This window comes from Lactobacillus sp. B4015, assembly GCF_026536055.1.
GTDB lineage: Bacteria > Bacillota > Bacilli > Lactobacillales > Lactobacillaceae > Lactobacillus > Lactobacillus panisapium.
In genome coordinates, this window is record NZ_JAFNOY010000002.1 from 24,126 (window position 1) to 46,901 (window position 22,776).

The following is a 22,776-nucleotide window of genomic DNA, read 5'->3' on the forward strand; positions in this document are numbered from 1 at the left end:
TATGCTTTTAAAAGAATTTCCAGATGATTTTCTTTGGGGAGGTGCTACTGCTGCATGTCAAATTGAAGGTGCTTATTTGGAAGGCGGCAGAAAGCCTTCTACAGTAGATGCTATGCCGGGTGGCAAAAAGAGGTTGCAGATTCTTCAAAGTGATGACTTTGACTGGAAAATCGATGACGAAAAATATTGCTACCCTAACCACTTCGGGATTGATCATTATCATAGATATAAGGAGGACATTGGTCTGTTTGCAGAGATGGGCTTTAAATGTTACCGATTTTCAATTTCTTGGAGCAGAATTTTTCCCAAAGGTGATGAGCAAGAGCCAAACGAAGCTGGATTGAATTTTTATGATTGTTTAATTGATGAATGCATTAAAAATAAAATTGAGCCAGTAATTACAATTTCACATTATGAAATTCCGCTGTATTTAGTTAATAAATACGGCAGCTGGGCCAACAAAAAAATGATTGGATACTTTGTAAAGTTTGCGAAAACTATTTTAGCAAGGTATGCTGCTAAGGTGCAATATTTCATTACTTTTAATGAAATTAACTCGGCAGTCCATTTTCCAGTTTTGTCACAAGGCCTAATACCTAAAACTGGGTCAAAGGATTACAAAAATATTTTTCAAGCTTGGCATAATCAATTTATTGCTAGTGCACGCGTTGTTAAATACGCTCACAAATTAAATTCTAATATTAAGATGGGCTGTATGATTTTATCTACAGCAAATTATCCTTATGATTGCAACCCGCAGAATCAGTTGGCAAGTTTTCACAGAGAGCAAGACTTTAATTTCTTTTGTTCCGATGTACAAGTTAGAGGACAATACCCGGCATGCACTTACCGGTATTTAAGAGAGCATGGCTTAACCGAGAATGATATAGACTGGACGGAAAGTGAACTAAAAGAAATTGCTGAAGGAACAGTCGATTATCTTTCTTTAAGCTATTATCAATCAAACACTATTGACACAGTTAATAAAAGAGAGATTGTTCCGGGCAATTTAACTCACAGCGTTAAGAACCCGTTTTTGACTGCATCCCAATGGGGCTGGCAAATTGACCCAACAGGACTGCGAATAATCCTTGATAAGCTATATGACAGGTATCAAAAACCGTTATTTATCGTAGAAAACGGAATTGGAGCCAAGGACGAGCTAACTCGGCAGAAAAAAGTTAATGATGATTATAGAATAGCGTACCTAAAAGCACATATTGAAGCGATTAGCGGAGCAATTTATGATGGCGCCAAAATAATTGGATATACGCCATGGGGCTGTATTGATCTAATTAGTTCTTCAACCGGAGAAATGAGTAAACGATATGGTTTCATATATGTTGATCTTCAAGATGATGGTAGTGGAACTTGTAACAGAATAAAAAAGAAATCTTTCTTTTGGTATAAAAGAGTAATTGCAACAAATGGGATTAATTTGTCATTTAATGATATTAACTACTAAAATCTTTGTTAGGGATGACATTTTAGTTTGTGAATAGTGCTTGCTTTTTAAGCGCAGTAATAAAAATCTTAATTAAGCAAATAAGCTGCAAAATTATTTAACTCAATTTTGCAGCTTTTGATGTACCAGAGTTTATCTGAAAAATTACTAGGTTATATATTTTTACAAATAAATCTAGACATGACTTGACCTAAAAGCAATAATATGACTTGTTAATCCATATTACCAAATATGGTAATGATTTAAAGCTACAAGGTATTTATCATATTGGTAAATTAGTTTACTTAATCATTAGGAATAACAAATACAAGTATTTTGGTACAATCGGTGTTCAGTAATTTAGTGCCACAGTTGGTTGCTAAAAAATAAAGTTGCCAAATTAGAATTCGAATTCATAATTGTTGCAATATTAAATTAGCTTTATTGTTTCAATTTAAAAAATCTTTAACAAGTTGATAATTTGTTAGTGATAAATGAATTTTTTACTTTAGGAAAATTGAGTAAAATAATTCATGCTTTTAGTCTTAAAGCAGTAACACTCATTTCTACTTGTTTGATTTTTTAAGGGATTAGTTACAATTTTAACTAGTACAGTTGTTAAAATTTATATCACATTATATTAACTTAAAAATTTTAAGACGCTTTCAACTTCGGTTTTTACACCGTTAAGAAGTGCATCTTCAGCAATAATAAATTTAGGACTATGGTTGGAATAAGGATATCCTTCCTCTTCGGTTCCACCACCAAGCAAGAAGAAGCAAAGAGGTGCAAGCTTACCATATGCGGAAAAGTCTTCACTAGCGCTCATCATTGTCCCTGCAGGAACCATTTCTTTAGGCAAAACTTTAAGTGCGCATCGTTTAACAAGACTGGCAATCTTAGGATCGTTTATGACTGCAGCATATGCAAATTGATAATCTAATTGGTAGGAAGCACCAAAAGTGTCACATGTATTCTTGACAATATTCTTAATTCTGTTGGCAATGGCCTGCCTCGTGTCTTCATCAATAGTGCGAACGGAACCGCCGATTGTTGCTGTGTCAGGTAAGACGTTAACGGCAACGCCTGAATGAAACTTGCCCACAGTAACAACGTTTAGGTCTTTTGGCGGGGTAAAACGAGAGGTAATTGTATGTAATTGGTTAATAATCTCTGTACCAACAGTAATTGGGTCGATGCCTTCTTGCGGCATTGATCCGTGACTACCTTTACCCTGAATTGTTAGATCAAAAGCATCCGCGCCCGTTGTCACCGGGCCGTCAGTTACGATGTTAACAGTGCCGGCTTTAAGCCCAGTCATGATGTGCAAACCAATAACAGCATCGAGATTATGCAACTGACCACTGGCAACAATTTCTTTTGCTCCGCCAGGCACCTGCTCTTCAGCATGTTGAAAAATGACCTGAACCGTTCCGTGCAACTGTGACCGTAATTGAGTCAATACCTTTGTTGTTGCTAATAAAATTGCGGTATGCGTATCGTGACCGCAGGCATGCATGACGCCATCGTTTTGTGAAGCAAAGTCGAGCCCGGTTTCCTCTTTTACAGGAAGTGCGTCTATATCAGCACGTAGTAAAATCTTTTTTCCAGGGTATGCTCCCTTAATTGTTCCTAAGACGCTGGTAGGAGTGGGATGAGTAATAGTAATTTGGTCAAAGGATGCAAGAATCTGAGTTATTTCTTTGCTAGTTTTGTTTTCTTTAAAAGAAAGTTCTGGGTGGGCATGAAAATATCGCCGCCATTTAATCATTTGCTCTTGCGGAATTAATTTAAACCAAGGCTGTGTTTCCATTATTATGATAGCTCCTTTTTAATATGCTCTTTGCCCTTTTTTGTATACCGCCTTATCTTCTTGTTGGACGGCAGTAATATCGGCTAATGGGTTAGCATCTAATACTAAGAAGTCCGCGTATTTGTTTGGTTCTAGCGTGCCGTATTCATCGGCAATTTGCATTAATTTAGCTGAGTTTTGACAAGATGTTAGCAGAGCATCATATGTACTAAAGCCAATTTTAACCATCAATTCGAGCTCAAAAGGAGTCATAGAAAAATCGTTAAATGGCGTACCGGCATCGGTACCTAAGGTAATCGCAACACCGCGCTTATAGGCATGGGCAATATTATGACGTAAATCATCTAGTGCATCAGCTGCTTTTTTAATTTCCCAGTCGGGCAAAATGCCAGTACCATATTTGGGAATAGCCCAGTCTGCCACAATTGTTGGCGTTAAAAAGGTTCCTTGAGAAAGCATAAGATCAATTTCTTCATCATTAACATAAAAGCCATGTTCAATAGAATCGACTTTGGCTTTGATAGCGTTCAAGATTCCTGGATTACCTTCTGCGTGTGCGGCTACGATGTTGCCTTTATGATGAGCTTCTTCAACTGCCGCACTTATTTCCGCTGTACTCAATTGCGGATCATCCATAAAATCATTTTTAGTCATTACGCCACCGGTTGCCATGACCTTGATAGCCTTAGCTCCCTTTTTTTGCCCACGCCTTACGGCTTTACGCATTTCATCAGGAGAATCAACTAAGTGACCAAAGTTAGGGAAATCTCCGTGACCGCCAGTCATTGAATAAGGCCGACCTGATGGTAGAATCTCGGGTGCATGATCAATCGTACCGTCAGCAACTAGCTTGCTTAAGGTAATATCAATATCATAAGTACTACCACATTCACGAATGTAGGTTACACCAGATTTTAAAAAGGTATGTAAGTTTTTGACAGCTCTAACCGTTGAGGCAACAACGTTAGCTGTAGTTCCACCATCCCCAACGCTTGGCTCCATGGTTATGTGGGTATGGCAATTAATTAAACCAGGCATCACATATTTTCCTGCTAAGTCGGTTTTTTGTTCAGCCGAGGGTAGGTTAGTGCCATCAGTCCCTACGCTGACGATTTTACCCGTTTGATCATCAACTAACATCCAGGCATCAGCTTGGAGATCACGTTTATTACCATCAAATAATGAAAAATTGTAAAAAAGTTGTTTAGTCATAATAACCTCCTTAAGTTTAAATTGAAGTGCTTTGGTAACATTTGCTGTAATAATTGTGTATTCTAATAATTGTTTAAGCTTATGTCAAATTTATTTTAATTTTTTGTTGACTTAAGTTATTAAATTGGTTAATATTCTTTTTAATTTATCTTTAATTTATCTTTACTTATTACTTAGCCAAGCGGAGGTATGAATATGCAATTTATCATCTCATTTTTAGTCGTGATGCTGTTCTTAATGTTAGGAGAATGGGTATCTTCTTTAACACACACCTATATTCCATCGGTTTTTATGACGGCAGTCTTGTTTGTATTGGGTTATTGGACCTTTTTGCCTAAAGATGTTGTTGCAACAGCCTCTTTTGGTACTAATTTCAGCACAATTTGTGTTGGCCTATTATTAGTGCATTTGGGAACTTTAATGAGTTTAAAAAAGCTGCTTGAGCAATGGCGTGCAGTTTGTATCGCTCTTTTAGGCGTTTGCGGCACGCTAATTTTAACTTTAACGATTGGTACGCTGATTTTTGACTGGCACACTGTCGTTGCGGCAATTCCGCCATTAACAGGGGGATTAGTCTCGGCTCTTTTGATGACAGATGGATTAAAGGCGCAGGGAATTCAAACTCTAGTTGCTTTACCTGTATCAATGTTTATTTTTCACTCATTATTTGGCTATCCGTTAATTTCTTGGCTATTGAAAAAAGAAGGCGGTCGCCTGGTCAATGAATATCAGAAACAGCCTGTTAAGCAAACGGCACCAACCGGGTTAGATAATGATTCGAATGAAAATAATCTTTTTAAGAAAATGCCTGCTAAATACCAAACTTCTGCATTTATTTTGGTCAAAGTGGCCTTAATTGCGGCTCTTAGCAGTGGTCTGTCTATTGCATTAAAAACTTACCTTCACATTGATCTTAATTCAAATGTCATTTGTCTAATTTTTGGCGTTTTGGCCCATCAAGTAGGGTTCTTGGAATCCGATGTCTTAACTAAAGCTGGTGTTTATAACTGGTTAATGTATGGTTTGTTAGCGTATATTTTTGCTCAACTGAGCCTTACTACGCCACACCAAATGGGCACGATTATTGTGCAAATCATTGTTTTAATCATGCTTGGTTTACTAGGTATGTTTATTGCGTCTAGTCTTTTGGCAAAACCATTTAAAATGACTTGGCAAATGGCCTATGCTTGCTCACTAACATCTTTGTGCGGCTTTCCAGCCGATTATGTAATTACGAGTGAAGTTTCGCATGAAGTAGCTAATAATAAGGAAGAAGAGGCCTATCTGATGGAAAACATGATGCCTAAGATGTTGGTAGGTGGCTTTGCTACTGTTTCTGTTGCATCAATTATTATTGCCTCTGTTTTCTTGAAACTATTGTAAAGTTAGCCTGGTTAAAACAATTATTAAAGTTCAAAAGAGTAACAAAAAACCGCTTTGCCATAAGCAAAAGCGGTTTTTGATTGTTAACCTAGATTAGTCTTCGTAGGTACCAACTTTGTTTAATTTACCCAAAACACTTGTGCCGTGAGGTGCTTGACCGATTGCAATTGTCAAATCTTGTCCTGCCAAGTTGCCGTGGTGTTCACCTTCAGCCCAGTGTGGGTTACCAGTAACATCGTAAACGTCGCCATTAATTGCAACGTAAGCGGGATTACCGTTCTTACCATCGTATTTTGCCAAAGATTCTTTTGTAAATTTCTCCATCCAAGAAACCCCTTTTCTTAATATATATAAAATAAAATAACTCCACTATTATCATAGTCGATAAGAACGGTTAAGTCTATTGAATTATTTTTTATTTTGATAATTGTAGCGCCAGCCTGCGATATCCCACGGGGTAAAATCGTAATCTAGCTTACGATGGTAGGCTTGTTCGAAAGCAGCCACTTTTTGCTGGTAATCTTGCTTCAGCATTCGCTTCGAGTTTTCGTTAGCGCTCAGTTTTACATCTGGATAAATAGTCGGTAGAACACGGACCACATACTTATTTTGATAAAAATTAGGGTGGTCTTTTTCCAATTTATCGGTTGTTTGAAGCTCAATAAAAGTAGAAATGACTGGTACATTTTGTTTAGCAGCAAAATAGTACGCACCACGTTGAAACTGCCGCGGCTTCCGGTAATTCCACCACATTTCCTGTTCGGGGTAGATTAGAACCCAATTATCGTCTTCAAGTACATCGTGAAGGTGCTGGGGGAATTCCGTACCAACATAACTAGGGGTTTTGATTAAGGGAATTGTGCCAACATAATTCATTAAATAGCATAGAAAACCCGGCAATTTTAGATTAGTGTCCTCAATGGCAATAGCTAAATTGTGATGAGTTTTATTGGCTAAATGCTTGATTGGCAATGAATCCAGCTGATTGAAATGATTAGCTGTAATAATTGCGCCGCCTTTAGGCAGGTTTTCTAAGTTTTCAAGCCCCACAAATTTAGTGGTAGAAGTAAACAAGCCTGTTAACGCGTTAAAGATTAAATGGCCGATCTTATTATTGACCTTACCCTTAATTGTGTCTTGCTCTGACCAAAAACTGTTAACCAAGCTTTTACGTTCTTTTAATGATAGAACCGGATCGCCAAGTTCAACTTTTGCATTCCAGTCTTCCCGGCTTACAGCTGCTTTAATATTTTCGATTACTTTTTCACGATTGTCGCCAATAATCATAAACTGACTGAACCCCGCTTCTTAACCTGCGCCCAGCTATTAGGGTCGTTGACTACCTTATCTTCTTTTGCAAGCATATGATTGAGCTTGCCGCGGTCTTGTTCACGTTGCTCATCAGTATAGTTTTCAAGTTCTGCCTTTAATTCAGGGTAGAACTTGGTCTCTTTAGCACTAGCCCAGAAGTACTTTTCATATTGGATTGCGGTAAAATGCCACGGCTTAAAGAACAAGTTGTAATGAATTAAGCTTGGTGATGCAAGTGGCTCGGTATTTTCGTTGGGCATTGCATCCCACTTAGGATCGAGGTGCAAAATGCGCTTGTCACCAATTTCATTTAAATAGTCTTGGTCAGGCGCAATACAGTCGAAATGATAAGTTTCCAGCAAATCCATAAAGTGGTCAATAAACTTTTCGTCGCGGAATGCTTTGCAGTTTAATACTAACATACCGGAATTGATATACTTTTTAGGCTCTAAGGCTAAAACATCTTTGATATATGCCAGCATTTCTGGGACAAACTGAATTGATGAATCCGTGCATGCGCCAAATAAGTGATTGCCAAGTTCGGTTTCGTATAGTTTGCCAATGTCATCATTAATAATGGTATCGCTGTCAATATAGATTGCTTTATCATATTGCGGGAAAAGGTCAGGAATGAATAGACGGTAGAAAATAGACATTGTAAAGAAGTCAGCCCGTAAATAGTTTTCCTGCCGGTTTTCAATCGGAGCAACAATTTCATCATTTATCTTAAAGAATTTAACGTGAACATTATCGGAGCCCAAGTCGACTAAATCTTGCTTGTGCTCGTCTGCCAGATCCTGACTTAAAAAGTAAACAGTGTAGTCTTTACTTGGATCAGCATGCTTAACTAATGAATTTAATGAAACAGCTGCATATTTAGTAAAATCATCACTAATAGCATAAAAAATAGGAATAGTCATAGTATATATATCTCCAAATTAAATATTAATTTTGAACTAAGTTATCTTTTAAATCAAGGTACTGCGTTAAGATATCATCGTATTCGTGCAATTTCAAAATCTCATGAACACGCTCAACTTGCCATGGCTTGACGGTCAAAGTATGAAAGATTGGCCAAAAACGAAAGCTGGTCGTAAAGTGCTGAATCACAGTATCAGATTGCAATTTGTACTGCTCATTGTAGCGGCGCGGTGCAATTTTCTTTTTAGTCGCAAAGTGATTGAGCGCCGATTGATCCGGCATTGGAACAGTTCGTGTTTGCAAAAGGTGCCTAATTTTAACAAATAAGTTAGTCTTTCTGATTTCTGGCAAATTTAGTAATAACACGCCTGAATTAACGTAGTCAAAGACCTTGTGCTCATGCAAATTATGGAAGAAAAATCGTCCCCAGTAATCAAGTACACCGACGAATTCTGTTTCCGTAAGATCTTGCTGGTAAAAATCAACTAGGCTGCGGCGGATAATTACATCAGCGTCAAGATACAAAATCTTATCTGGCAGCTGGGAAATCTGGTCGGCATAAAGCCGTAGCATTGCATAAGGCGTAAAGTGGGTACTCATATTGGCCACTAACGGTTCACGAACAAATAAGCCAGTACAATCCATTAATTTTAACGTACTTTTAGGATTTTGCTCAACCAAAAGCGATTTGAGGTAATCAGCCGCGTGTTTACTAAAGGGACTAAATTTCTTTTTAAAACTTTGGGTGTACATCGTTAGGATGTAAATATGGAGTTCTTCGGATCCGCTATTTTTAAGCAAAGAAAGAATAGCGATAAGAATGCCATTTTCAGCGTTTGAATCACCGCAAAAAAGAATATTCATTTTGAACTCCTTAAATTAAATTTTTTGGTAAGTGCAATATTCATAGTTACTGCAATTTGCACGTTTTTGCATTGCTGCAATAATTTGCTCGTGCAATTTTTCTTGTTGCTGCTTTTTACTAAGCTGGGTAGCGGGATAAAAAGGGCCGTCAATAAAAACAGTTATTCGTGGTCGTTTACCCCATTTTGGCTTGGTATACGTTGTGGTCATGGTAAAACTAGGCGCATTCAATGCCACCGGAAAGTGCATACTGGTTTTAGGAAACGGCCGAATCTTAGTGTAATACGGCCAGACATGAGCTTCAGGATAAATGACGACCGTTTTGCCTGCCTTAATTACAGTTGAAACAGCCTTAATTAGTTTACCAGACTGTGCAAGATCGTTGCCGATGGGAAGACCAAAGTATGGTAATACCAATTTGCCTAAAATGGGGATGCCCCAGTTGGCTTGTGCCCCAATTGCATAATAATTTTGAGCAGGAATAATACTAAGTGGTAAAACAACATCACCAAAGGCTTGGGTGTGATTACCATAAATAAAGTATCCTTGATTACGTACTTTAGCTAACTTTTCTTTTCCAATTAAATGAACGTGCAAAATTAGGTGAATATAGACAAAACTAATTAAATGTCCCAGTGGGCGAACTATTTTTGCCCAGATCTTGCCACAGCGTGATGGGGGAAAAAGCGAATAATCGTCAGGCAACTGATAATCTTGTTGGTGACTATCTACTAAATCGTCAGTTAAGAGATGGTAATAGTATTGATGCTTGCCCATGAAACCCTTCTTTCAATAACAGTATTAGGTAATTTTATCATGAATTGCACAATAAGAAAAAGGTCGTCATATTTTTACACTTGAAAACAAAAAAAGCACACAATTAATGTGTGCTTTAAAATCATTAGCCGAAAATAGGCTTATTTGTTTGTTTAAAATAAACCAATCAAGCAGCCAATTGTAACAATTACGACCATGATAATAATTACTTTAGTGGCGGTTAACTGCTTACTTGAGACTAGCCACCAGCCTAAAATAACCATGGCTAAAGGAAGTAAACCAGGGAAAATGCCGTCAAGAACGGTCTGTAAAGGCTGAAATTTACCTCCTAAAGGAATTTTAGCAACAGTTTTTAAAACAATCGTGTTAGCTGCCAGTGCACCGACAACCATTACACCTAAGATATTGAATGCATCAGTAATTCTTTTCGAGTTTTCACCAACGATTGTATCAATTGCACCAACACCAAGGCGATAACCACTATGAAATGCAACGTAGGAAATGGTTGGCCCAATGATGCCATAGGCGATGATATAAAAGAGTGGGCCAACTGGGCTGCCGCCCTTGGCTAAACTCATTGCGATTGATAGTAAAATCGGAACAATTATTCCTTGAATAAGTGAATCTCCAATGCCAGCCAGCGGGCCCATCAGAGTGGCCTTAATATTAACTGGCATTTCCTCGGAAACATCATTGCCTAAGGCAATCTGTTCTTCAAGCGAGGCAACGATCCCGTTAATGATTTGTCCGGTTTGCGGCTCAGTATTATAAAACATTGAGTGCCGCTCAAGTAACCGGCGCTTTTTAGCAGGATCATTTTGATAATATTTACGGGCAAAGGGTAAATAAGAGTAAGCCCAGGCATGCCCCTGCAGTTTTTCATAACTCATTGAGCTGAGGTGGGTAAAACCCCATCTGTACCAAATTTGATTAAGTTCATGCTTTGACAGCAATTTTTGCGGTTCTTGGGTATTTTTAGTAGCCATCCTTGTTCGTCCTTTCTTTAAAATAAGTCTTCATCTTCATAGGTATCATCCGTATCGACCGCCTCAGGCCCATTATCGGCTGAACTAGCAGCAGGCTGATTGTTTTTGGCTGTAGCAACATAATAAAGGTAAGCTACCAGCGCAGCAATAAATACAATGGCAATCATACTTAGTTTGGCAAAAGCCAGCAGTACGAAACCGGCAAAAAAGAAGATGAAATGTGCTTTATTTTTAATAACAATACTCATGAGCATTGCGATTCCTAAGGCTGGCAGGACACCGCCCAAAACTTGAATAATGTGCGTAACAATTGCTGGAATGCTGTTGATCAGCCAATTAACTAAGCCTTTACCATAGAAAATTGCTAAAAAAACGGGAACAGCACGTAAGAGAAAAGTAGTAATTTGCGGATAAACTAAGTGGTTTAGCACAATCTGGCGGTCGTCATTGTTATGGGCCGCTTTTTCTGCGCGTGTGTTCCAAAACGAGTAAAGTGCCATTCGGCCATTATAGAAAATTAGACCGAAGGTTTGCCCGATGAAAATAGCCAGTGTAACGGCGATTGCGGGATTTTTGGTAGTAGCCATGGCTAAGCCAATCCCACCGTAGGCTGCGTAGGTTATTTCACTATTAGTTGCGCCACCTGTTGACAAGTTGGCAATGAAGACAGCTTGGACGGCTAAGCCACATAGGATACCGTTTTTAACATCCCCAAAAGCGAGCCCAACTAGCAGTCCGGCTACCAGCGGTCGGCCGACGATGTAAAATCCACCTGACATGCCAAATAGCCAAGGCGATTCAATCGCACCAAGGTAACAAAAGATACCAGTCAGTAAAGCTGGAAAAAACAAATTATTCATAATTATTGCCTCCAAAGATAGTTAAGACATTGAATCAAATTTCTTTTTCATGGTTGACCAAGGCTTAATTTCATCATCTGGTAATAGCTGGAATTGGATTTCAATTCCGTGATTAGCAATATCCTCGAAGGCATCGTAATCAGCTTGGTCTAATGCGACTGTTCGCCCTAAAACCTTGGTTCCTGGTCGGGTATTCATGGGACCAACATTTAGTACTTTGCCAAAATCAATCCCCATGTCTGCAAGCTGCGCAAAAGTTTTAGGGGAATCACTAATTAAGAAAAATTTTTTCTTTGATGCAATTCCCTTGGCAATTTTATCCCCGGCTTCAGCTACGGTATAAATACCAACCTTTAATTCGTTAGCCGCAGCCTTTAAAACTTTTCGGCGCAATTTATCATGTGCAATATTGTCGCCAACTACTAAAATACCATCGACAGGACGTGCTTTTGTCCATCTAGTCATTGTCTGGCCGTGAATAACGCGATCGTCAATTCGTACAACTGAAATACTCATTTTTATACTCCTTTTTCAAATACTCAGAATTCAAGTTCATCATCATCTGGTTCATCGTGTGCAACGTCAATTCCAGCTTTTCCGGCATTAAGGGCAATTGCTACAGCCTCATCTAAAGTCAATTGCTCAGTTAATTGCGGCACTAATTCAAGTAGCATAGGTAAATTCAAACCACTGACTACCCGAATGGTTTGCGGTCGCATTAAGTAAAGTTTAAAAGCCTCGTTATACGGTGTTCCGCCTTTCAGATCGGCTAAAATTAGGATGGGCTCTGTTCTTGGCTCTAATAATTTTTTTAGCCGCGTTTGAAACGAACCGATACCATCCTGATCTAGTTCGATAGTCATTAAATGACTAGATTTACCCGCAATAAATTCAAAGCTTGATTTGATACCACTTGCTAGGTGACCATGTGAAGTTAATAAGATTTGCACTGTTATCGCCTCTTTTTGTAATTACATAATCTTTACAACCAACATTATATGTAATCGCTTTCCACAAGTCAATTAATATTTTTACACTGTTTTTTGTTATTGACAACGGTTTCAGTAATAGCTACAATTTAATTATGTAATGACAAAAAAGGAGAAAAGAATTATGAAATATACGATTGATGATTTTGCCCAGCTGATTGATCATACTAATCTGCATGCTGATGCAACTGAAGCAGATATGAAAAAACTTTGTGATGAGGCTAAACAGTACCATTTTAAAATGGTTGCCATTAACCAAGTGCAAGCCAAATTTTGTTCCGCTCAACTTGCCGGAACGGATATCGATACTGGAGCCGCGATTAGTTTTCCGTTGGGCCAAACAACAATTACTTCTAAGGTGGCAGAAACTAAAGATGCATTGGCAAATGGGGCAAATGAAATTGATTATGTCGTAAATTTGACCCAGGTCAAAGCGCATAATTGGTCATATATTGAGGAAGAAATGACAAAGATGGTAGCAGCTTGCCACAACCAGCATGTTCCGTGCAAAGTAATTTTTGAAAATTGCTACTTGACCAAAGACGAGATTAAACAGCTGGCGCTGATTGCTAAAAAAGTCGAACCGGATTTTATCAAAACCTCAACTGGGTTTGGTACCTCAGGAGCTAAAGTCGAAGATGTTAAGTTGATGAAAGACACGGTTGGCACAAAAGTTAAGGTTAAGGCAGCTGGCGGAATTAGAAATACAGATGACTTTTTGGCAATGATTGCGGCTGGTGCGCAAAGAATTGGTACTAGTTCAGGCGTCAAAATTATTGCTGCATTAAAAAAGCGGTTTGCTGCTGATAATGTTACTGCAATTGACCTTTAAATTCGCTAGAAATGGCCGTAGCAAGATAAAAAAACTGCTTTAATACTGGCTTTTTTAATGTTATACTATTAATATAATGATATAAAATAAATAAAAAGAAAGCAGTGGGTTTAATTGGCTGAAACAGATCTTCCGAAATATCGCGTAATTGCTAACGATCTTTTAAACAAAATTCAGACTGGTGTTTATGCACAAAACACAATCATTCCGCCTGAAGTAGAATTAGCAAGCACTTACCAAGTAAGTCGGCCGACCGTTCGCCAAGCAATTTCACTTTTAGTTAATCAAGGATACTTGGAACGACGCCGTAAGCGTGGGACTTTAGTAAAAAAGGTGAAAATTGAACAGGAATTTACGCACCTGATTGAAAGCTACAGTGAGGAAATGAGTTCTAAGGGGATTTACCCTAAAACAAACTTACTTTATTTTGGCGAAGAAAAAGCTAATCCAGAAGTGAGTAAAAACTTACAACTCGAAGTGCAAGAACCGGTTTTTAAGATGGTCCGCTTGCGCTATGCCAATGAGCAACCAACTGTTTTAGTGACAACTTATGTACCTAAAAAAAGGGTGCCCAAGTTAGCCGACTACGATTTTTCCACGGCTTCTTTATATAGCACGTTGGAGAAGTATCAGTTAAAGGTGACGCATGTCATTAGAAAACTAGAGGTGATGGAAGCAGACGAGACGACTGCCAATCTCTTAAATATTGCGGCTAATAAACCGATTTTTTACTTTCATACTCAAGGACTAACTTCTGATGAGCAGCCGATTGAGTATTCAATCGCTGAATATCGCGGTGATATCAATTCTTTTGTGATTGATGTTCAGCGTTAACAGCCATGTTTACTATTAATTTGCAGAAACCCCCATGATTAGGACGACTAATTATGGGGGTTTTTGGGTACCAGAATAATCTGAAAGATGGGCAACTAAAAAACTGATTTACGCGAAATCGCGGAAATCAGTTCGCAGTTGAAATTCATTAAATTTATTATGTCAGGTCAATTGCTCTGTCATTTGACAATAATTGAACCTGCAAGTGCTTTGGCTACTAAACTATTTGGTCCAGAAGATTTACGATAAAAATGATGATGATGGTTTTCTTGATGGTACTTAATTAGACCAACACTGGTTTTAAGGTCATAACTTGTAGTGTCGCTTTTGCTTTCGATTATGGTTAATGATCCTGCTGCAAGTATAAAGCTGCTTTGTCCCTGCAGCTGCTTGATATTAGCTGAACCAGCAGCGAGATCAGCCTTCAAATTCATCTTGCAGTTCAGAAGTTTAAGGCTGCCGGCAGAAAGATTAATTTTAGCTGCGCCGTGAACAATTAAGTCAGTTAATTTAGCCGAACCCGCAAGCAATTCTATGTCTAAATTCTGCATGGTTAGATGAAGTAACGTGACATCGCCTGCATAAGCCTTAATTTTTGTTTGTAAAAGTTCACAATCTAGCGGCAATGTAATATTGATGAGTGCCTGTTTAGTATAAATTAGATTTTTTTTAGCCCGGGGCTTTTTCTCCCGAATTAGTAGCTTTTTTCCCACCACAGTAATGTTTACATTTTCGTTAGCCTGACTAGAAATAATAGCCTGATAATTTTTACCACCCTGAATATTAATAGTAAAAGTGTATGTTTCAGCATCTATTTCAGTAAACTGCGGTAAATCAATTTGACGTGAATTTAAGTTTGCACTGTCGCTTTCTTGTTCAGCGAAAATATGTTTAAAAAAGTTTCCCATAATTAACCCCTTGTTGTGACTATTTTTTGTGATGAAGTTTTGCTATTTCTTAGTTTTTACTGATGTCTTAATTAAAATACTTTTAAAAAATAATGCAATTCTTTTTGCATAACTGGCAGTAAAAATTGTTTAAGCGGTTAAATTTGGCAAATAAAACTGATTGCGTAGGAATTGCTGCATGGAACTACTTCATGCTTTTATTTGAAAAAGCTTTTGACATGGTAGAAGTTTCTTTAAAAGGGTACTAATAACTTAGATGAAATCACACGTAATAAGATATTTTGTGCTTTTAGCAATTTTGAATTAACATTATCTGATTCACTGCTTCTGCAAAATTTGCTGCTAGCAATTGATTTTGATGAAGATTTAAAAACGCTAATCAAAATGGTGGATTTGCATCTAGCTGAGAATATATTAAGTGATTCATATGATATAATTGAGATGGTTCTATAGAGATTCACCAAAACTGTAATTTGAAAACAGTTCCTGTCTTTTGCAATGTTATAAATTATTTGAATAATCAGAATTAGCGCAAATTGCAAAGCGAATGAGGTTAATGGTTGTCCTAATTGAATTCACATCTTCGGATTTTTTGGTTGTTTCTGGGGATGCCTATTTTTATAGCGTTAATGAAGGTTTAGTCGACTGGTATTAACTGCTACATTAAAATTTGATGATAAAACATCGGTTTTAGATGGTTGTTAAATCAGTGATGACTAGAACCCACTTCAACTACTTCCCAGTCATTAGCCAGTTTTAGATGGTTGTTAAATCAGTGATGACTAGAACTGGGAATAACTAAAAGGAGAAATGATAAATGTTTTAGATGGTTGTTAAATCAGTGATGACTAGAACTTAACTTTTTTATAAGTGGCGGGAACTCCCGTTTTAGATGGTTGTTAAATCAGTGATGACTAGAACTTCCTGCACCTCATTAATTAAACCGTTTAAGTTTTAGATGGTTGTTAAATCAGTGATGACTAGAATAAAGTGGTTGTAATAAAATTTGATTTAAGTTAACTATAGTATCAAACTTAAGCAGCTAGCTTTTTATGTCAATTATGGACGTAAATTTTGAAAAATAGCGAATTCACACTCTTTAGTAGCAATTCAATGGAGTGTTTAACCCAATGCTTTTCATTACCTGCTTAATTATTTAGTTAATTTTGCTAGTTTTATCCAAAACAAAAGTCCTACTAAATAAAGGTTTATTTAATAGGACTTTTTAATTTTTAAGATTTTTGCTTGTTAATTAAGTTCCTAGCCAAAAGGTGTTAGCTTGTCAGATGATTTGAACCTAGTTGATTTCGATATCACCGCTTTTACTGATTATTTTGAGTAAAGGAGTGCCGTGATAGATTTTCTTATAATGCTTTCGCTGCTCACGACCCTTAACTTCGATATCACTGTCGGAAGTAGTTGATAAATCATAACTGATATTAGTCATCTGATATGATTCAAAATCACCGTCGTTTAATTTAAAGGTACTATTTCCAAGGAGTTTTGAATTCTTAATTTCAATATCGCTGTCATTTAACGAGGCAGTGGTCTTAATTTGGCTACTATTAATTTCCACATCACCAACATCTAAGTATAGATTGCTGTTTGCTATTCTTGAATTAGCAATCTTTAAATCTCCTGGGCCTATGTGTAAATCAGCGGTTTTGGCTTTAACCTTAGCTAAATTAAAATCACCGTTGTTAACCCTTAAATCAAGGCTAGCGACATTTAAATTACTCAACGCAAAATTGCCATCAGCACATGTACCAGTAATTGACTTAACCGCGTTTGCGTTTGGGACGGTAATTGCGACTTCGTAGTTGCCATCATTTTTCTCTTGGGTGTCGTGATCTTCAACGGTTAAGATACCGCTTTTTACACCAGTATTAATCGTCTTAATATTTTTGCCGCTAACTTTTACTTGAAAGCTGTTGCCTAATGAAATACGGATGTCTGGTCTACCAGCCTTAAGCTTGATTTTATCAAAGCTTGCCACATTATAAGTTTGACTTTCATGAAATTGTCGTGATGAATCGTCATCATCGTCGTCGTCATCATCTTCATCATCGTAATCTTCGTCGTCATCGTCATAGTCATCATCATCGTCGTCTTTATGTTGGGTTTTGTGCTGCCAATTAAGAGTATTGAAAATGCCTGTGTGTGTGCGTGCAATATTTTGATCACCGTGATTGAGCTTACCGATGAATAATAAAATAAAGCCAATAATTAGGATCGCGCCACTTATTTGAAAAAACTTTTTCACGATTAATTCTCCTTCTTCTGGTTAGAATTGGTTTGATAATAATTTTTCTTGAAGAACTTTTTCCCCATAAATTGCATCAGTTTGGCACATTCCGCAATCAAAAAGTTGATTACTTTGGCAATAAACGGCGAGATGAGAAGAAAACCCCCAAGGCAAATAAGGACAATCCCCAGATAATAGCAGCCAGTTGCCCAGTTGCTGGTAAATAAGAGAGCGATTGACTTAAGAAAAGTAAAGCCACCGACAATGAATAGGCTTAATAAAACCGTAATAAAGGCAACAAAGATGGCCGCACAAATGGCAATGAACACAAACAAGAACAAAAAGATGGCCAAAATTAGTGGGATTCCAATCGGGGCAGCGCATAGACCAAGCAGAATATACCAAATAGCCTTTAAATTTGACCGTGGAGCCTTGGCTTTAATTGGGGAAGTATTATTATTAGTCGAATAATCAGCTAAAATTTTAATTGCTAATTGTTTAGGAGTTCCAAATTCCTGCTCAATAGTTGACCGTCTAACAAAATCGCCATCAAGTAAGTATTCGCGGTAAAACTCAAGAATATCTTGACTTTCTTTTTCTGGCAAATCAGTTAGATTTTGTTCTAACTCAAAGATATAGTCATCAATTACTTTAGTCATTTTCTTCTCCCAACACTTGATCTACTTTATTGTTAAAGTCCTGCCACTCATCTTGAATGGTTGCCAATAGTGCTAGACCGTCTTCAGTAATGTGGTAATAGCGCCGGTTACGGCCCTGAAATGGTTCATCGTGAGTGGTTAAATAATTATTTTTCTTCAATCGGCGCAAAACCGGATAGATTGTCGATTCGGAGATGTCAAAAACCTTTTGCACGTTTTGCGTTAATGCATATCCGTATAAATCTTCGTGCTTTAGAAAAGCTAAAACCGCTCCGTCCAATAACCGAGTGGGTATTTGAATAGCCATGACTCCCCTCCCCTAATATTATATGTTATATAGCATTCTAAGTTAGAATCTTTAAATTGACAAGATTAAATTACTTTTAACGAAAAAAACAGGGCATCAAAGCTCTGCTTTTCTGAAACTTTTGTGACAAAAAGATTGAATTCATGCCATGATGATGTCACCATTTTTGGCAATAATGCGCAAGGAGTCCTTTTCCTTACTCTTACTGTTAAAGCGACTGCCGATACTAGAACCGCGGTAAGTAATATTGCCCTTTTTGGTCGTTATTTTTAAATTTAGGTCATGATTCAATTGCTTTAACCGTAATGCACCATCTAAAACTTGGATGAAGTTTCCATCAATCAGCTGGCTTTGAATAATTCGCAAATTACCATCTTTAGCAGTAATTTTAAGATTAAGATGGCATTGCTTAATGTTAATATTCCCATCCTTTAATTGTAGCTCTAGTTGACTGCAAATACTACGTTTGAAATCAAAATTACCATTCCGGGTTTGTAAAACAAAACTGGTAATTTGCGATTGAGTGATGATAGTGTTGCCATCTTTTGAAGAAACAATTAATTCTTGAGCTATTGTTAAATTGTTAAAAAATAGTTTTCCATCCTGTTTTTGTAGTGAACAATTTTGCAGGTGTAGATTTTGCAAAATAATGCTGCCATCTTGGTTACTACCATTAATTGAAGTAAGTGAATCAGGAAAGGGAACGGTAACTTCAACCGAGCAGCTAGGGAGGCGGCGGTTAATTATAATTCGCCGATTTTCAGGTCTGTTTTCCTTCTCCTTGATTAGCAACACATGATTTTTAAGCTGGATATCAATTGCACAATTGCTATAATCAGCCACATTAATTTTAAACTGTTGGCCCGGATGAATAAATATTTTACTATTCCGGACTTTGAGCCTAATTATTGAGAACTCACCGGGTTGCATTGTCCTTTTTTGCAGTGGGGTCTTTTTAGCGTGAAAATTTAAGAAATAGCCATCACTTGTTTTTTTCTCGTCAGTCGGTGGTGCTGTTATTTGGGTAATCTGCTTATAATCAGCCTTGATTTTTTTGGCAAGGGCGGCGGGAGTACCAAGCTCCATTAAAATCTCTTCTTTACTTTGGCAATCACCATTTCTTAAAAATGCACGATAAAAATTGAGTGCATCCTCTTTTTGGGCTGCGGATAACGCATTTAATTGGGTAGCTAGACTAGCAATGTAGTCATCGATTATTTGAGTCATCTTTTTCTCCTATTCTAAAAATTTGAAGTCACTAGTTTTAATAGGGAAATTTCTCAACTATATATAAGTATACGCCATTATTTATTAAATATTTATGAATAATCCTTTTTGCCTAAATCATTCAACTAGTTATGCCATAAAAATTGGTCAATCTTCTTAGCGACTGCTTTATTCTCGTGTAATTTGCTATGCTGACCACCGGGGCCCTTAATTTCAATTTCATGATAGCTAGCGGCTTTTGTTCCTACTAAGTAGCGTAAAGAACGGGCAGAGGTGACGCTAACCGCATCATCTGAATTTGTGCCATCTTCTTTATTGCCAAAAATGTTTAAAATGTCTACTCCTCTTGGATAGTCCTTGCGGTGCTCTAATAAGTATTGGTAGGTGGAAGAAGAATATTTCGGCTTGCCCTTTTTTTCAAGGCGATTGCGATTAGGCTGGTCATCCATGCCAATAATCCCGTTAAAAGGTGCGCCTAAATTAACTTGCTTTTTGAGTTTCGGCAACGCATTATTTTGCCCATACTTTATTTGATAAAACAAAAACGTTAAATTGCCCATTGAATGGGCAACAGTATTATAGCGACTGATGTGATATTTACGCTTAAGCAGTAAGAACAAATTATGAATCCATTCACGGGTTACAAAGTAGTCATTGTTGGTATTATTTTTTAACACAACTTGAATTAGTGGCCTTTTAGTATTCTTGGGCCAGGAACCAGAGAGCTTAACTTGGCCACTTCGTGAAATTGTGGCTGTCAAAACTCGATGCGCATTGTCATGCTCCTCAGCGTAAGTAATCATGCTGTTAGTTGACCTTGCGCCTGCACCATAACCATGTAAATAGATTGTTGGAATGGTGTCTTGGTGTGCGGCAGCTTTTTGTTGGTTTTGCGTTATTGCTGTAGAAGATGACACGGCATACTTTTGTTGCTTTTGGCGCCAAGAAAATAAGCCTATGCCGATTAATAGCAATAATAATATTCCAAATAGCCAGCGAGAAGTTTTTTTACCCATAATTAATTTGCTTCCTTTTGCCGAGATTAGTTACTATCAATATAAAAGTGAATGGCAGAATAAGCAACTCATAGTGCTTCTAGATTGATAATAAGTTGGCAATGAAAGGCGTAAGTTGTAAAATCAAAAAACGAAAAGAGGGAAAGTGATGGTTGAGCCGATTTTTATTGCTATTAGGGGTAATTCGGGTATTGGAAAGACAAATTTAGCAAAAAAACTACAAGAATATTTCACTTGTGAGCAGTGTCTGCTTTTGCAGGAAGATATTTTAAGACGTGAGATTTTACATGTAAAAGAGCGGCCTGATAGTCCCACACGTGAGCTGCGTAATTTCATGGTTAACTTGGGGTTACAAAATTACCAGGTGACAATTTTAGAGGGAATTTTGCCTAAGCAGATTTATGGTGGCATGTTAAAAGAGTTTTATCAGCGAATTGGTAAAAATGCTTATTTCTACTGTCTCGATGTTCCCTTTGAACAGACAGTCCAAAACAACCGCCAAAAAGACAATCCATTTGCGCAAACAACTTTGAAAAAGTGGTGGTTAGAAAATGATTTTCTTACCGGCATTGAGTGTAAGATTACTAGCACTTCACTAAAGCAGTGCGTCAAAGAAGTGGTGACTAATATTAAGTAGACAAATTGAAAAGCGCTTTCAAAAAAAGGCAATAAAAAAGGCACCGACTTCTTGCAGTGCCATTTTCATTATGGTGGGTGGCCAGGGGCTCGAACCCTGGACCCACGGATTAAGAGTCCGTTGCTCTGCCAACTGAGCTAGCCACCCGTTTCTGTTGACCGTTAAATATAATATCAATTATTAAACCATTTGACAAGGTTTTTGTGCAAAATAATTAGCAGAATTTTGTTTTTTGTAGAAAAAGTTTTCACTTTGACTCAAAAATGGCCAAATAAAGAAAAATAAGCGGAGCCGACATGGCTAAATAATGGAAACTATTTTTTTAGATCTTTGGATAAAGAAGCAACAGATGTAAAAGTGACTTTAAGGAACTTATAAAAGCATTAAAACCATTTCAGTACTAGTCAGCTATTAAAAAATCGTCCGCATAATTATAGGTAGTAAATCAAAATTAGTGATTAATAATCATCAATACCCATACTGGCAGTGAATTGATTGACATTCAAATAGAACGTGATAAAATATTCGCACTTGTTGAAACAAAAAACAGCAATAGATTAATCTATTGCTGCCTTTCATAAAATAATGGGTGGCCAGGGGCTCGAACCCTGGACCCACGGATTAAGAGTCCGTTGCTCTGCCAACTGAGCTAGCCACCCAAACTTGCTGAACTAACGATCAACGAGAACTATTATGCTATTATTTCAAGCAAAAAGCAAGGTTTTTTATTAAATTTTCGTGACTTTTTTGGCTAATGTTGCAAAAAACAGTATAATGTTAAGCAAAGGGGGCTTTCGATGCCAAAGAGAATTCTCGTAGTCGATGACGAAAAACCGATTTCAGATATAATTAAATTTAACCTGACTAAGGAAGGCTTCGACGTCGACACTGCCTATGATGGCGAAGAAGCCATCAAAAAAGTTGATGAATATAATCCCGATTTGATGATTTTGGACTTGATGTTGCCAAAAAAGGACGGCTTGGATGTTGCCCGCGAAGTGCGGCAGACACATGATATGCCGATTATTATGGTAACTGCCAAAGATACAGAAATTGATAAAGTATTGGGTCTTGAAATGGGGGCCGATGACTATGTTACTAAACCTTTCTCCAACCGTGAATTGGTTGCCAGGGTTAAGGCTAATTTGCGTCGGCGCAGCATAGTTAAAAAGGTTGAAAGTAGTAACGAGGATACTTCAACTAAAAATATTGCCATCGGCAATTTGGTAATTATGCCTGACGCGTACATTGTAGAAAAAGAAGGCAAAAAAATCGAGTTGACTCACCGTGAATTTGAGTTACTCTATTATCTGGCTCAACATATGGATCAAGTAATGACCCGGGAGCACTTACTGCAGACAGTTTGGGGATATGACTACTTCGGTGATGTCCGGACTGTTGACGTAACGGTTCACCGTTTACGTGAAAAAATTGAGGACAATCCAATTCAGCCGCAGATTTTAGTGACTCGCCGTGGCGTTGGCTATTATGTAAAGCAGCCTACTGAAGAATAATGAAGAAAGCCCGCAGAACTAACACGATGCGAGCTTT

Annotated in this window: 23 protein-coding genes, 2 tRNA genes and 1 CRISPR repeat array; of the genes, 6 read left to right on the plus strand and 19 right to left on the minus strand. The window is 37.6% G+C overall.

Annotated elements, in window-relative coordinates; translation table 11 throughout:
• The first annotated feature begins 1 nt into the window (after nt 1).
• Entirely contained in the window at nt 2-1,465 is a 1,464-nt protein-coding gene (locus J3U71_RS01815; RefSeq protein WP_267392607.1) for a glycoside hydrolase family 1 protein, read from the plus strand.
• Nucleotides 1,466-2,084: 619 nt separating this feature from the next.
• Here the strand turns inward: J3U71_RS01815 and J3U71_RS01820 are convergent.
• Together J3U71_RS01820 and J3U71_RS01825 are read right to left on the minus strand one after the other, a co-directional pair.
• Nucleotides 2,085-3,257, minus strand: coding sequence for an amidohydrolase (locus J3U71_RS01820; protein ID WP_267392606.1), 1,173 nt, complete (start codon nt 3,255-3,257; stop codon nt 2,085-2,087).
• Between the two features lie 18 nt (nt 3,258-3,275).
• Nucleotides 3,276-4,469 (minus strand): metal-dependent hydrolase family protein, encoded by a 1,194-nt coding sequence (locus J3U71_RS01825; RefSeq protein ID WP_220232606.1) that lies wholly within the window; start codon nt 4,467-4,469, stop codon nt 3,276-3,278.
• Nucleotides 4,470-4,664: 195 nt separating this feature from the next.
• Between J3U71_RS01825 and J3U71_RS01830 the strand changes: the two genes are divergently transcribed.
• Nucleotides 4,665-5,852: a hypothetical protein gene (locus tag J3U71_RS01830; protein ID WP_220232607.1), complete on the plus strand. Its 1,188-nt coding sequence runs from the start codon at nt 4,665-4,667 to the stop codon at nt 5,850-5,852.
• A 93-nt stretch (nt 5,853-5,945) separates the two neighbouring features.
• Here J3U71_RS01830 and J3U71_RS01835 read toward each other — a convergent pair whose 3' ends face one another.
• The 9 genes from J3U71_RS01835 to J3U71_RS01875 all read right to left on the minus strand — a co-directional run bounded on the left by J3U71_RS01835 (nt 5,946) and on the right by J3U71_RS01875 (nt 12,521).
• On the minus strand, nt 5,946-6,176 hold the full coding sequence (locus tag J3U71_RS01835; protein WP_103752724.1) for a cytochrome b5 domain-containing protein: 231 nt from the start codon (nt 6,174-6,176) through the stop codon (nt 5,946-5,948).
• A gap of 84 nt (nt 6,177-6,260) precedes the next feature.
• On the minus strand, nt 6,261-7,139 hold the full coding sequence (locus tag J3U71_RS01840; protein ID WP_220232613.1) for a lysophospholipid acyltransferase family protein: 879 nt from the start codon (nt 7,137-7,139) through the stop codon (nt 6,261-6,263).
• Nucleotides 7,136-8,083, minus strand: a complete 948-nt coding sequence (locus J3U71_RS01845; RefSeq protein ID WP_103752726.1) for a glycosyltransferase family 8 protein — start codon at nt 8,081-8,083, stop codon at nt 7,136-7,138. The genes J3U71_RS01840 and J3U71_RS01845 overlap by 4 nt, the downstream gene beginning before the upstream one ends.
• Nucleotides 8,084-8,108: 25 nt before the next feature.
• On the minus strand, nt 8,109-8,948 hold the full coding sequence (locus J3U71_RS01850) for a glycosyltransferase (protein WP_267392605.1): 840 nt from the start codon (nt 8,946-8,948) through the stop codon (nt 8,109-8,111).
• A gap of 15 nt (nt 8,949-8,963) precedes the next feature.
• Nucleotides 8,964-9,725, minus strand: coding sequence for a lysophospholipid acyltransferase family protein (locus tag J3U71_RS01855; protein WP_220220535.1), 762 nt, complete (start codon nt 9,723-9,725; stop codon nt 8,964-8,966).
• A gap of 152 nt (nt 9,726-9,877) precedes the next feature.
• Nucleotides 9,878-10,711 carry a PTS system mannose/fructose/sorbose family transporter subunit IID gene (locus tag J3U71_RS01860; protein ID WP_220232617.1) on the minus strand — a complete coding sequence of 278 codons (834 nt, stop codon included), beginning with the start codon at nt 10,709-10,711 and terminating at the stop codon, nt 9,878-9,880.
• Nucleotides 10,712-10,728: 17 nt separating this feature from the next.
• On the minus strand, nt 10,729-11,571 hold the full coding sequence (locus J3U71_RS01865) for a PTS mannose/fructose/sorbose/N-acetylgalactosamine transporter subunit IIC (protein WP_220220537.1): 843 nt from the start codon (nt 11,569-11,571) through the stop codon (nt 10,729-10,731).
• Nucleotides 11,572-11,592: 21 nt separating this feature from the next.
• Nucleotides 11,593-12,087: a PTS system mannose/fructose/N-acetylgalactosamine-transporter subunit IIB gene (locus J3U71_RS01870; protein ID WP_103752729.1), complete on the minus strand. Its 495-nt coding sequence runs from the start codon at nt 12,085-12,087 to the stop codon at nt 11,593-11,595.
• Nucleotides 12,088-12,110: 23 nt separating this feature from the next.
• Nucleotides 12,111-12,521, minus strand: coding sequence for a PTS sugar transporter subunit IIA (locus J3U71_RS01875; RefSeq protein WP_220220538.1), 411 nt, complete (start codon nt 12,519-12,521; stop codon nt 12,111-12,113).
• Nucleotides 12,522-12,684: 163 nt separating this feature from the next.
• Here J3U71_RS01875 and deoC point away from each other — a divergent pair, with 163 nt between their 5' ends.
• A complete protein-coding gene (deoC, locus tag J3U71_RS01880; protein ID WP_220220539.1) occupies nt 12,685-13,392 on the plus strand; it encodes a deoxyribose-phosphate aldolase in 708 nt (235 codons plus the stop codon).
• Nucleotides 13,393-13,506: 114 nt separating this feature from the next.
• The gene (locus J3U71_RS01885; protein WP_103752732.1) at nt 13,507-14,226 is read left to right on the plus strand and encodes a GntR family transcriptional regulator; all 720 of its coding nucleotides are present in this window, start codon (nt 13,507-13,509) and stop codon (nt 14,224-14,226) included.
• A gap of 179 nt (nt 14,227-14,405) precedes the next feature.
• On the opposite strand, the gene J3U71_RS01890 is transcribed toward J3U71_RS01885, so the two are convergent.
• The 6 genes from J3U71_RS01890 to J3U71_RS01915 all read right to left on the minus strand — a co-directional run bounded on the left by J3U71_RS01890 (nt 14,406) and on the right by J3U71_RS01915 (nt 20,588).
• Nucleotides 14,406-15,134, minus strand: a complete 729-nt coding sequence (locus tag J3U71_RS01890) for a DUF4097 family beta strand repeat-containing protein (protein ID WP_267392604.1) — start codon at nt 15,132-15,134, stop codon at nt 14,406-14,408.
• A 687-nt stretch (nt 15,135-15,821) separates the two neighbouring features.
• A CRISPR array of direct repeats spans nt 15,822-16,120; the repeat unit is 35 nt; unit sequence GTTTTAGATGGTTGTTAAATCAGTGATGACTAGAA.
• Nucleotides 16,121-16,431: 311 nt separating this feature from the next.
• On the minus strand, nt 16,432-17,397 hold the full coding sequence (locus tag J3U71_RS01895) for a DUF4097 family beta strand repeat-containing protein (RefSeq protein WP_267392603.1): 966 nt from the start codon (nt 17,395-17,397) through the stop codon (nt 16,432-16,434).
• Nucleotides 17,398-17,399: 2 nt separating this feature from the next.
• Nucleotides 17,400-18,038 (minus strand): DUF1700 domain-containing protein, encoded by a 639-nt coding sequence (locus J3U71_RS01900; protein ID WP_220232621.1) that lies wholly within the window; start codon nt 18,036-18,038, stop codon nt 17,400-17,402.
• Entirely contained in the window at nt 18,031-18,345 is a 315-nt protein-coding gene (locus J3U71_RS01905) for a PadR family transcriptional regulator (protein WP_103752736.1), read from the minus strand. Before J3U71_RS01905 ends, J3U71_RS01900 begins: the two co-directional genes overlap by 8 nt.
• Before the next feature lie 141 nt (nt 18,346-18,486).
• Complete coding sequence (locus tag J3U71_RS01910; protein ID WP_267392602.1) at nt 18,487-19,572, minus strand: DUF4097 family beta strand repeat-containing protein; 1,086 nt, start codon at nt 19,570-19,572, stop codon at nt 18,487-18,489.
• 125 nt (nt 19,573-19,697) lie between these two features.
• Nucleotides 19,698-20,588 carry an alpha/beta hydrolase gene (locus J3U71_RS01915; protein WP_267392601.1) on the minus strand — a complete coding sequence of 297 codons (891 nt, stop codon included), beginning with the start codon at nt 20,586-20,588 and terminating at the stop codon, nt 19,698-19,700.
• Between the two features lie 148 nt (nt 20,589-20,736).
• On the opposite strand from J3U71_RS01915, the gene J3U71_RS01920 reads away from it, so the two are divergent.
• Entirely contained in the window at nt 20,737-21,225 is a 489-nt protein-coding gene (locus tag J3U71_RS01920; RefSeq protein WP_267392600.1) for a zeta toxin family protein, read from the plus strand.
• A gap of 71 nt (nt 21,226-21,296) precedes the next feature.
• Here the strand turns inward: J3U71_RS01920 and J3U71_RS01925 are convergent.
• Nucleotides 21,297-21,372: transfer RNA gene (locus J3U71_RS01925), tRNA-Lys, on the minus strand.
• Nucleotides 21,373-21,811: 439 nt separating this feature from the next.
• Nucleotides 21,812-21,884 (minus strand) — tRNA-Lys (locus J3U71_RS01930).
• Nucleotides 21,885-22,022: 138 nt separating this feature from the next.
• Between J3U71_RS01930 and yycF the strand changes: the two genes are divergently transcribed.
• Nucleotides 22,023-22,739 (plus strand): response regulator YycF, encoded by a 717-nt coding sequence (gene yycF, locus J3U71_RS01935; protein ID WP_220268956.1) that lies wholly within the window; start codon nt 22,023-22,025, stop codon nt 22,737-22,739.
• Nucleotides 22,740-22,776: the final 37 nt, after the last annotated feature.

Bases quoted from the DNA above. Each gene is read 5' to 3' on its own strand.
- J3U71_RS01870 (WP_103752729.1), bottom strand. From the start codon at position 12,087: ATGAGTATTTCAGTTGTACGAATTGACGATCGCGTTATTCACGGCCAG.
- J3U71_RS01890 (WP_267392604.1), bottom strand. From the start codon at position 15,134: ATGGGAAACTTTTTTAAACATATTTTCGCTGAACAAGAAAGCGACAGT.
- J3U71_RS01850 (WP_267392605.1), bottom strand. From the start codon at position 8,948: ATGAATATTCTTTTTTGCGGTGATTCAAACGCTGAAAATGGCATTCTT.
- J3U71_RS01825 (WP_220232606.1), bottom strand. From the start codon at position 4,469: ATGACTAAACAACTTTTTTACAATTTTTCATTATTTGATGGTAATAAA.
- J3U71_RS01915 (WP_267392601.1), bottom strand. From the start codon at position 20,588: ATGGGTAAAAAAACTTCTCGCTGGCTATTTGGAATATTATTATTGCTA.
- J3U71_RS01855 (WP_220220535.1), bottom strand. From the start codon at position 9,725: ATGGGCAAGCATCAATACTATTACCATCTCTTAACTGACGATTTAGTA.
- J3U71_RS01900 (WP_220232621.1), bottom strand. From the start codon at position 18,038: ATGACTAAAGTAATTGATGACTATATCTTTGAGTTAGAACAAAATCTA.
- J3U71_RS01910 (WP_267392602.1), bottom strand. From the start codon at position 19,572: ATGACTCAAATAATCGATGACTACATTGCTAGTCTAGCTACCCAATTA.
- J3U71_RS01845 (WP_103752726.1), bottom strand. From the start codon at position 8,083: ATGACTATTCCTATTTTTTATGCTATTAGTGATGATTTTACTAAATAT.
- J3U71_RS01835 (WP_103752724.1), bottom strand. From the start codon at position 6,176: ATGGAGAAATTTACAAAAGAATCTTTGGCAAAATACGATGGTAAGAAC.
- J3U71_RS01920 (WP_267392600.1), top strand. From the start codon at position 20,737: ATGGTTGAGCCGATTTTTATTGCTATTAGGGGTAATTCGGGTATTGGA.
- J3U71_RS01840 (WP_220232613.1), bottom strand. From the start codon at position 7,139: ATGATTATTGGCGACAATCGTGAAAAAGTAATCGAAAATATTAAAGCA.
- J3U71_RS01830 (WP_220232607.1), top strand. From the start codon at position 4,665: ATGCAATTTATCATCTCATTTTTAGTCGTGATGCTGTTCTTAATGTTA.
- deoC (WP_220220539.1), top strand. From the start codon at position 12,685: ATGAAATATACGATTGATGATTTTGCCCAGCTGATTGATCATACTAAT.
- J3U71_RS01860 (WP_220232617.1), bottom strand. From the start codon at position 10,711: ATGGCTACTAAAAATACCCAAGAACCGCAAAAATTGCTGTCAAAGCAT.
- J3U71_RS01905 (WP_103752736.1), bottom strand. From the start codon at position 18,345: ATGGCTATTCAAATACCCACTCGGTTATTGGACGGAGCGGTTTTAGCT.
- J3U71_RS01820 (WP_267392606.1), bottom strand. From the start codon at position 3,257: ATGGAAACACAGCCTTGGTTTAAATTAATTCCGCAAGAGCAAATGATT.
- yycF (WP_220268956.1), top strand. From the start codon at position 22,023: ATGCCAAAGAGAATTCTCGTAGTCGATGACGAAAAACCGATTTCAGAT.
- J3U71_RS01865 (WP_220220537.1), bottom strand. From the start codon at position 11,571: ATGAATAATTTGTTTTTTCCAGCTTTACTGACTGGTATCTTTTGTTAC.
- J3U71_RS01815 (WP_267392607.1), top strand. From the start codon at position 2: ATGCTTTTAAAAGAATTTCCAGATGATTTTCTTTGGGGAGGTGCTACT.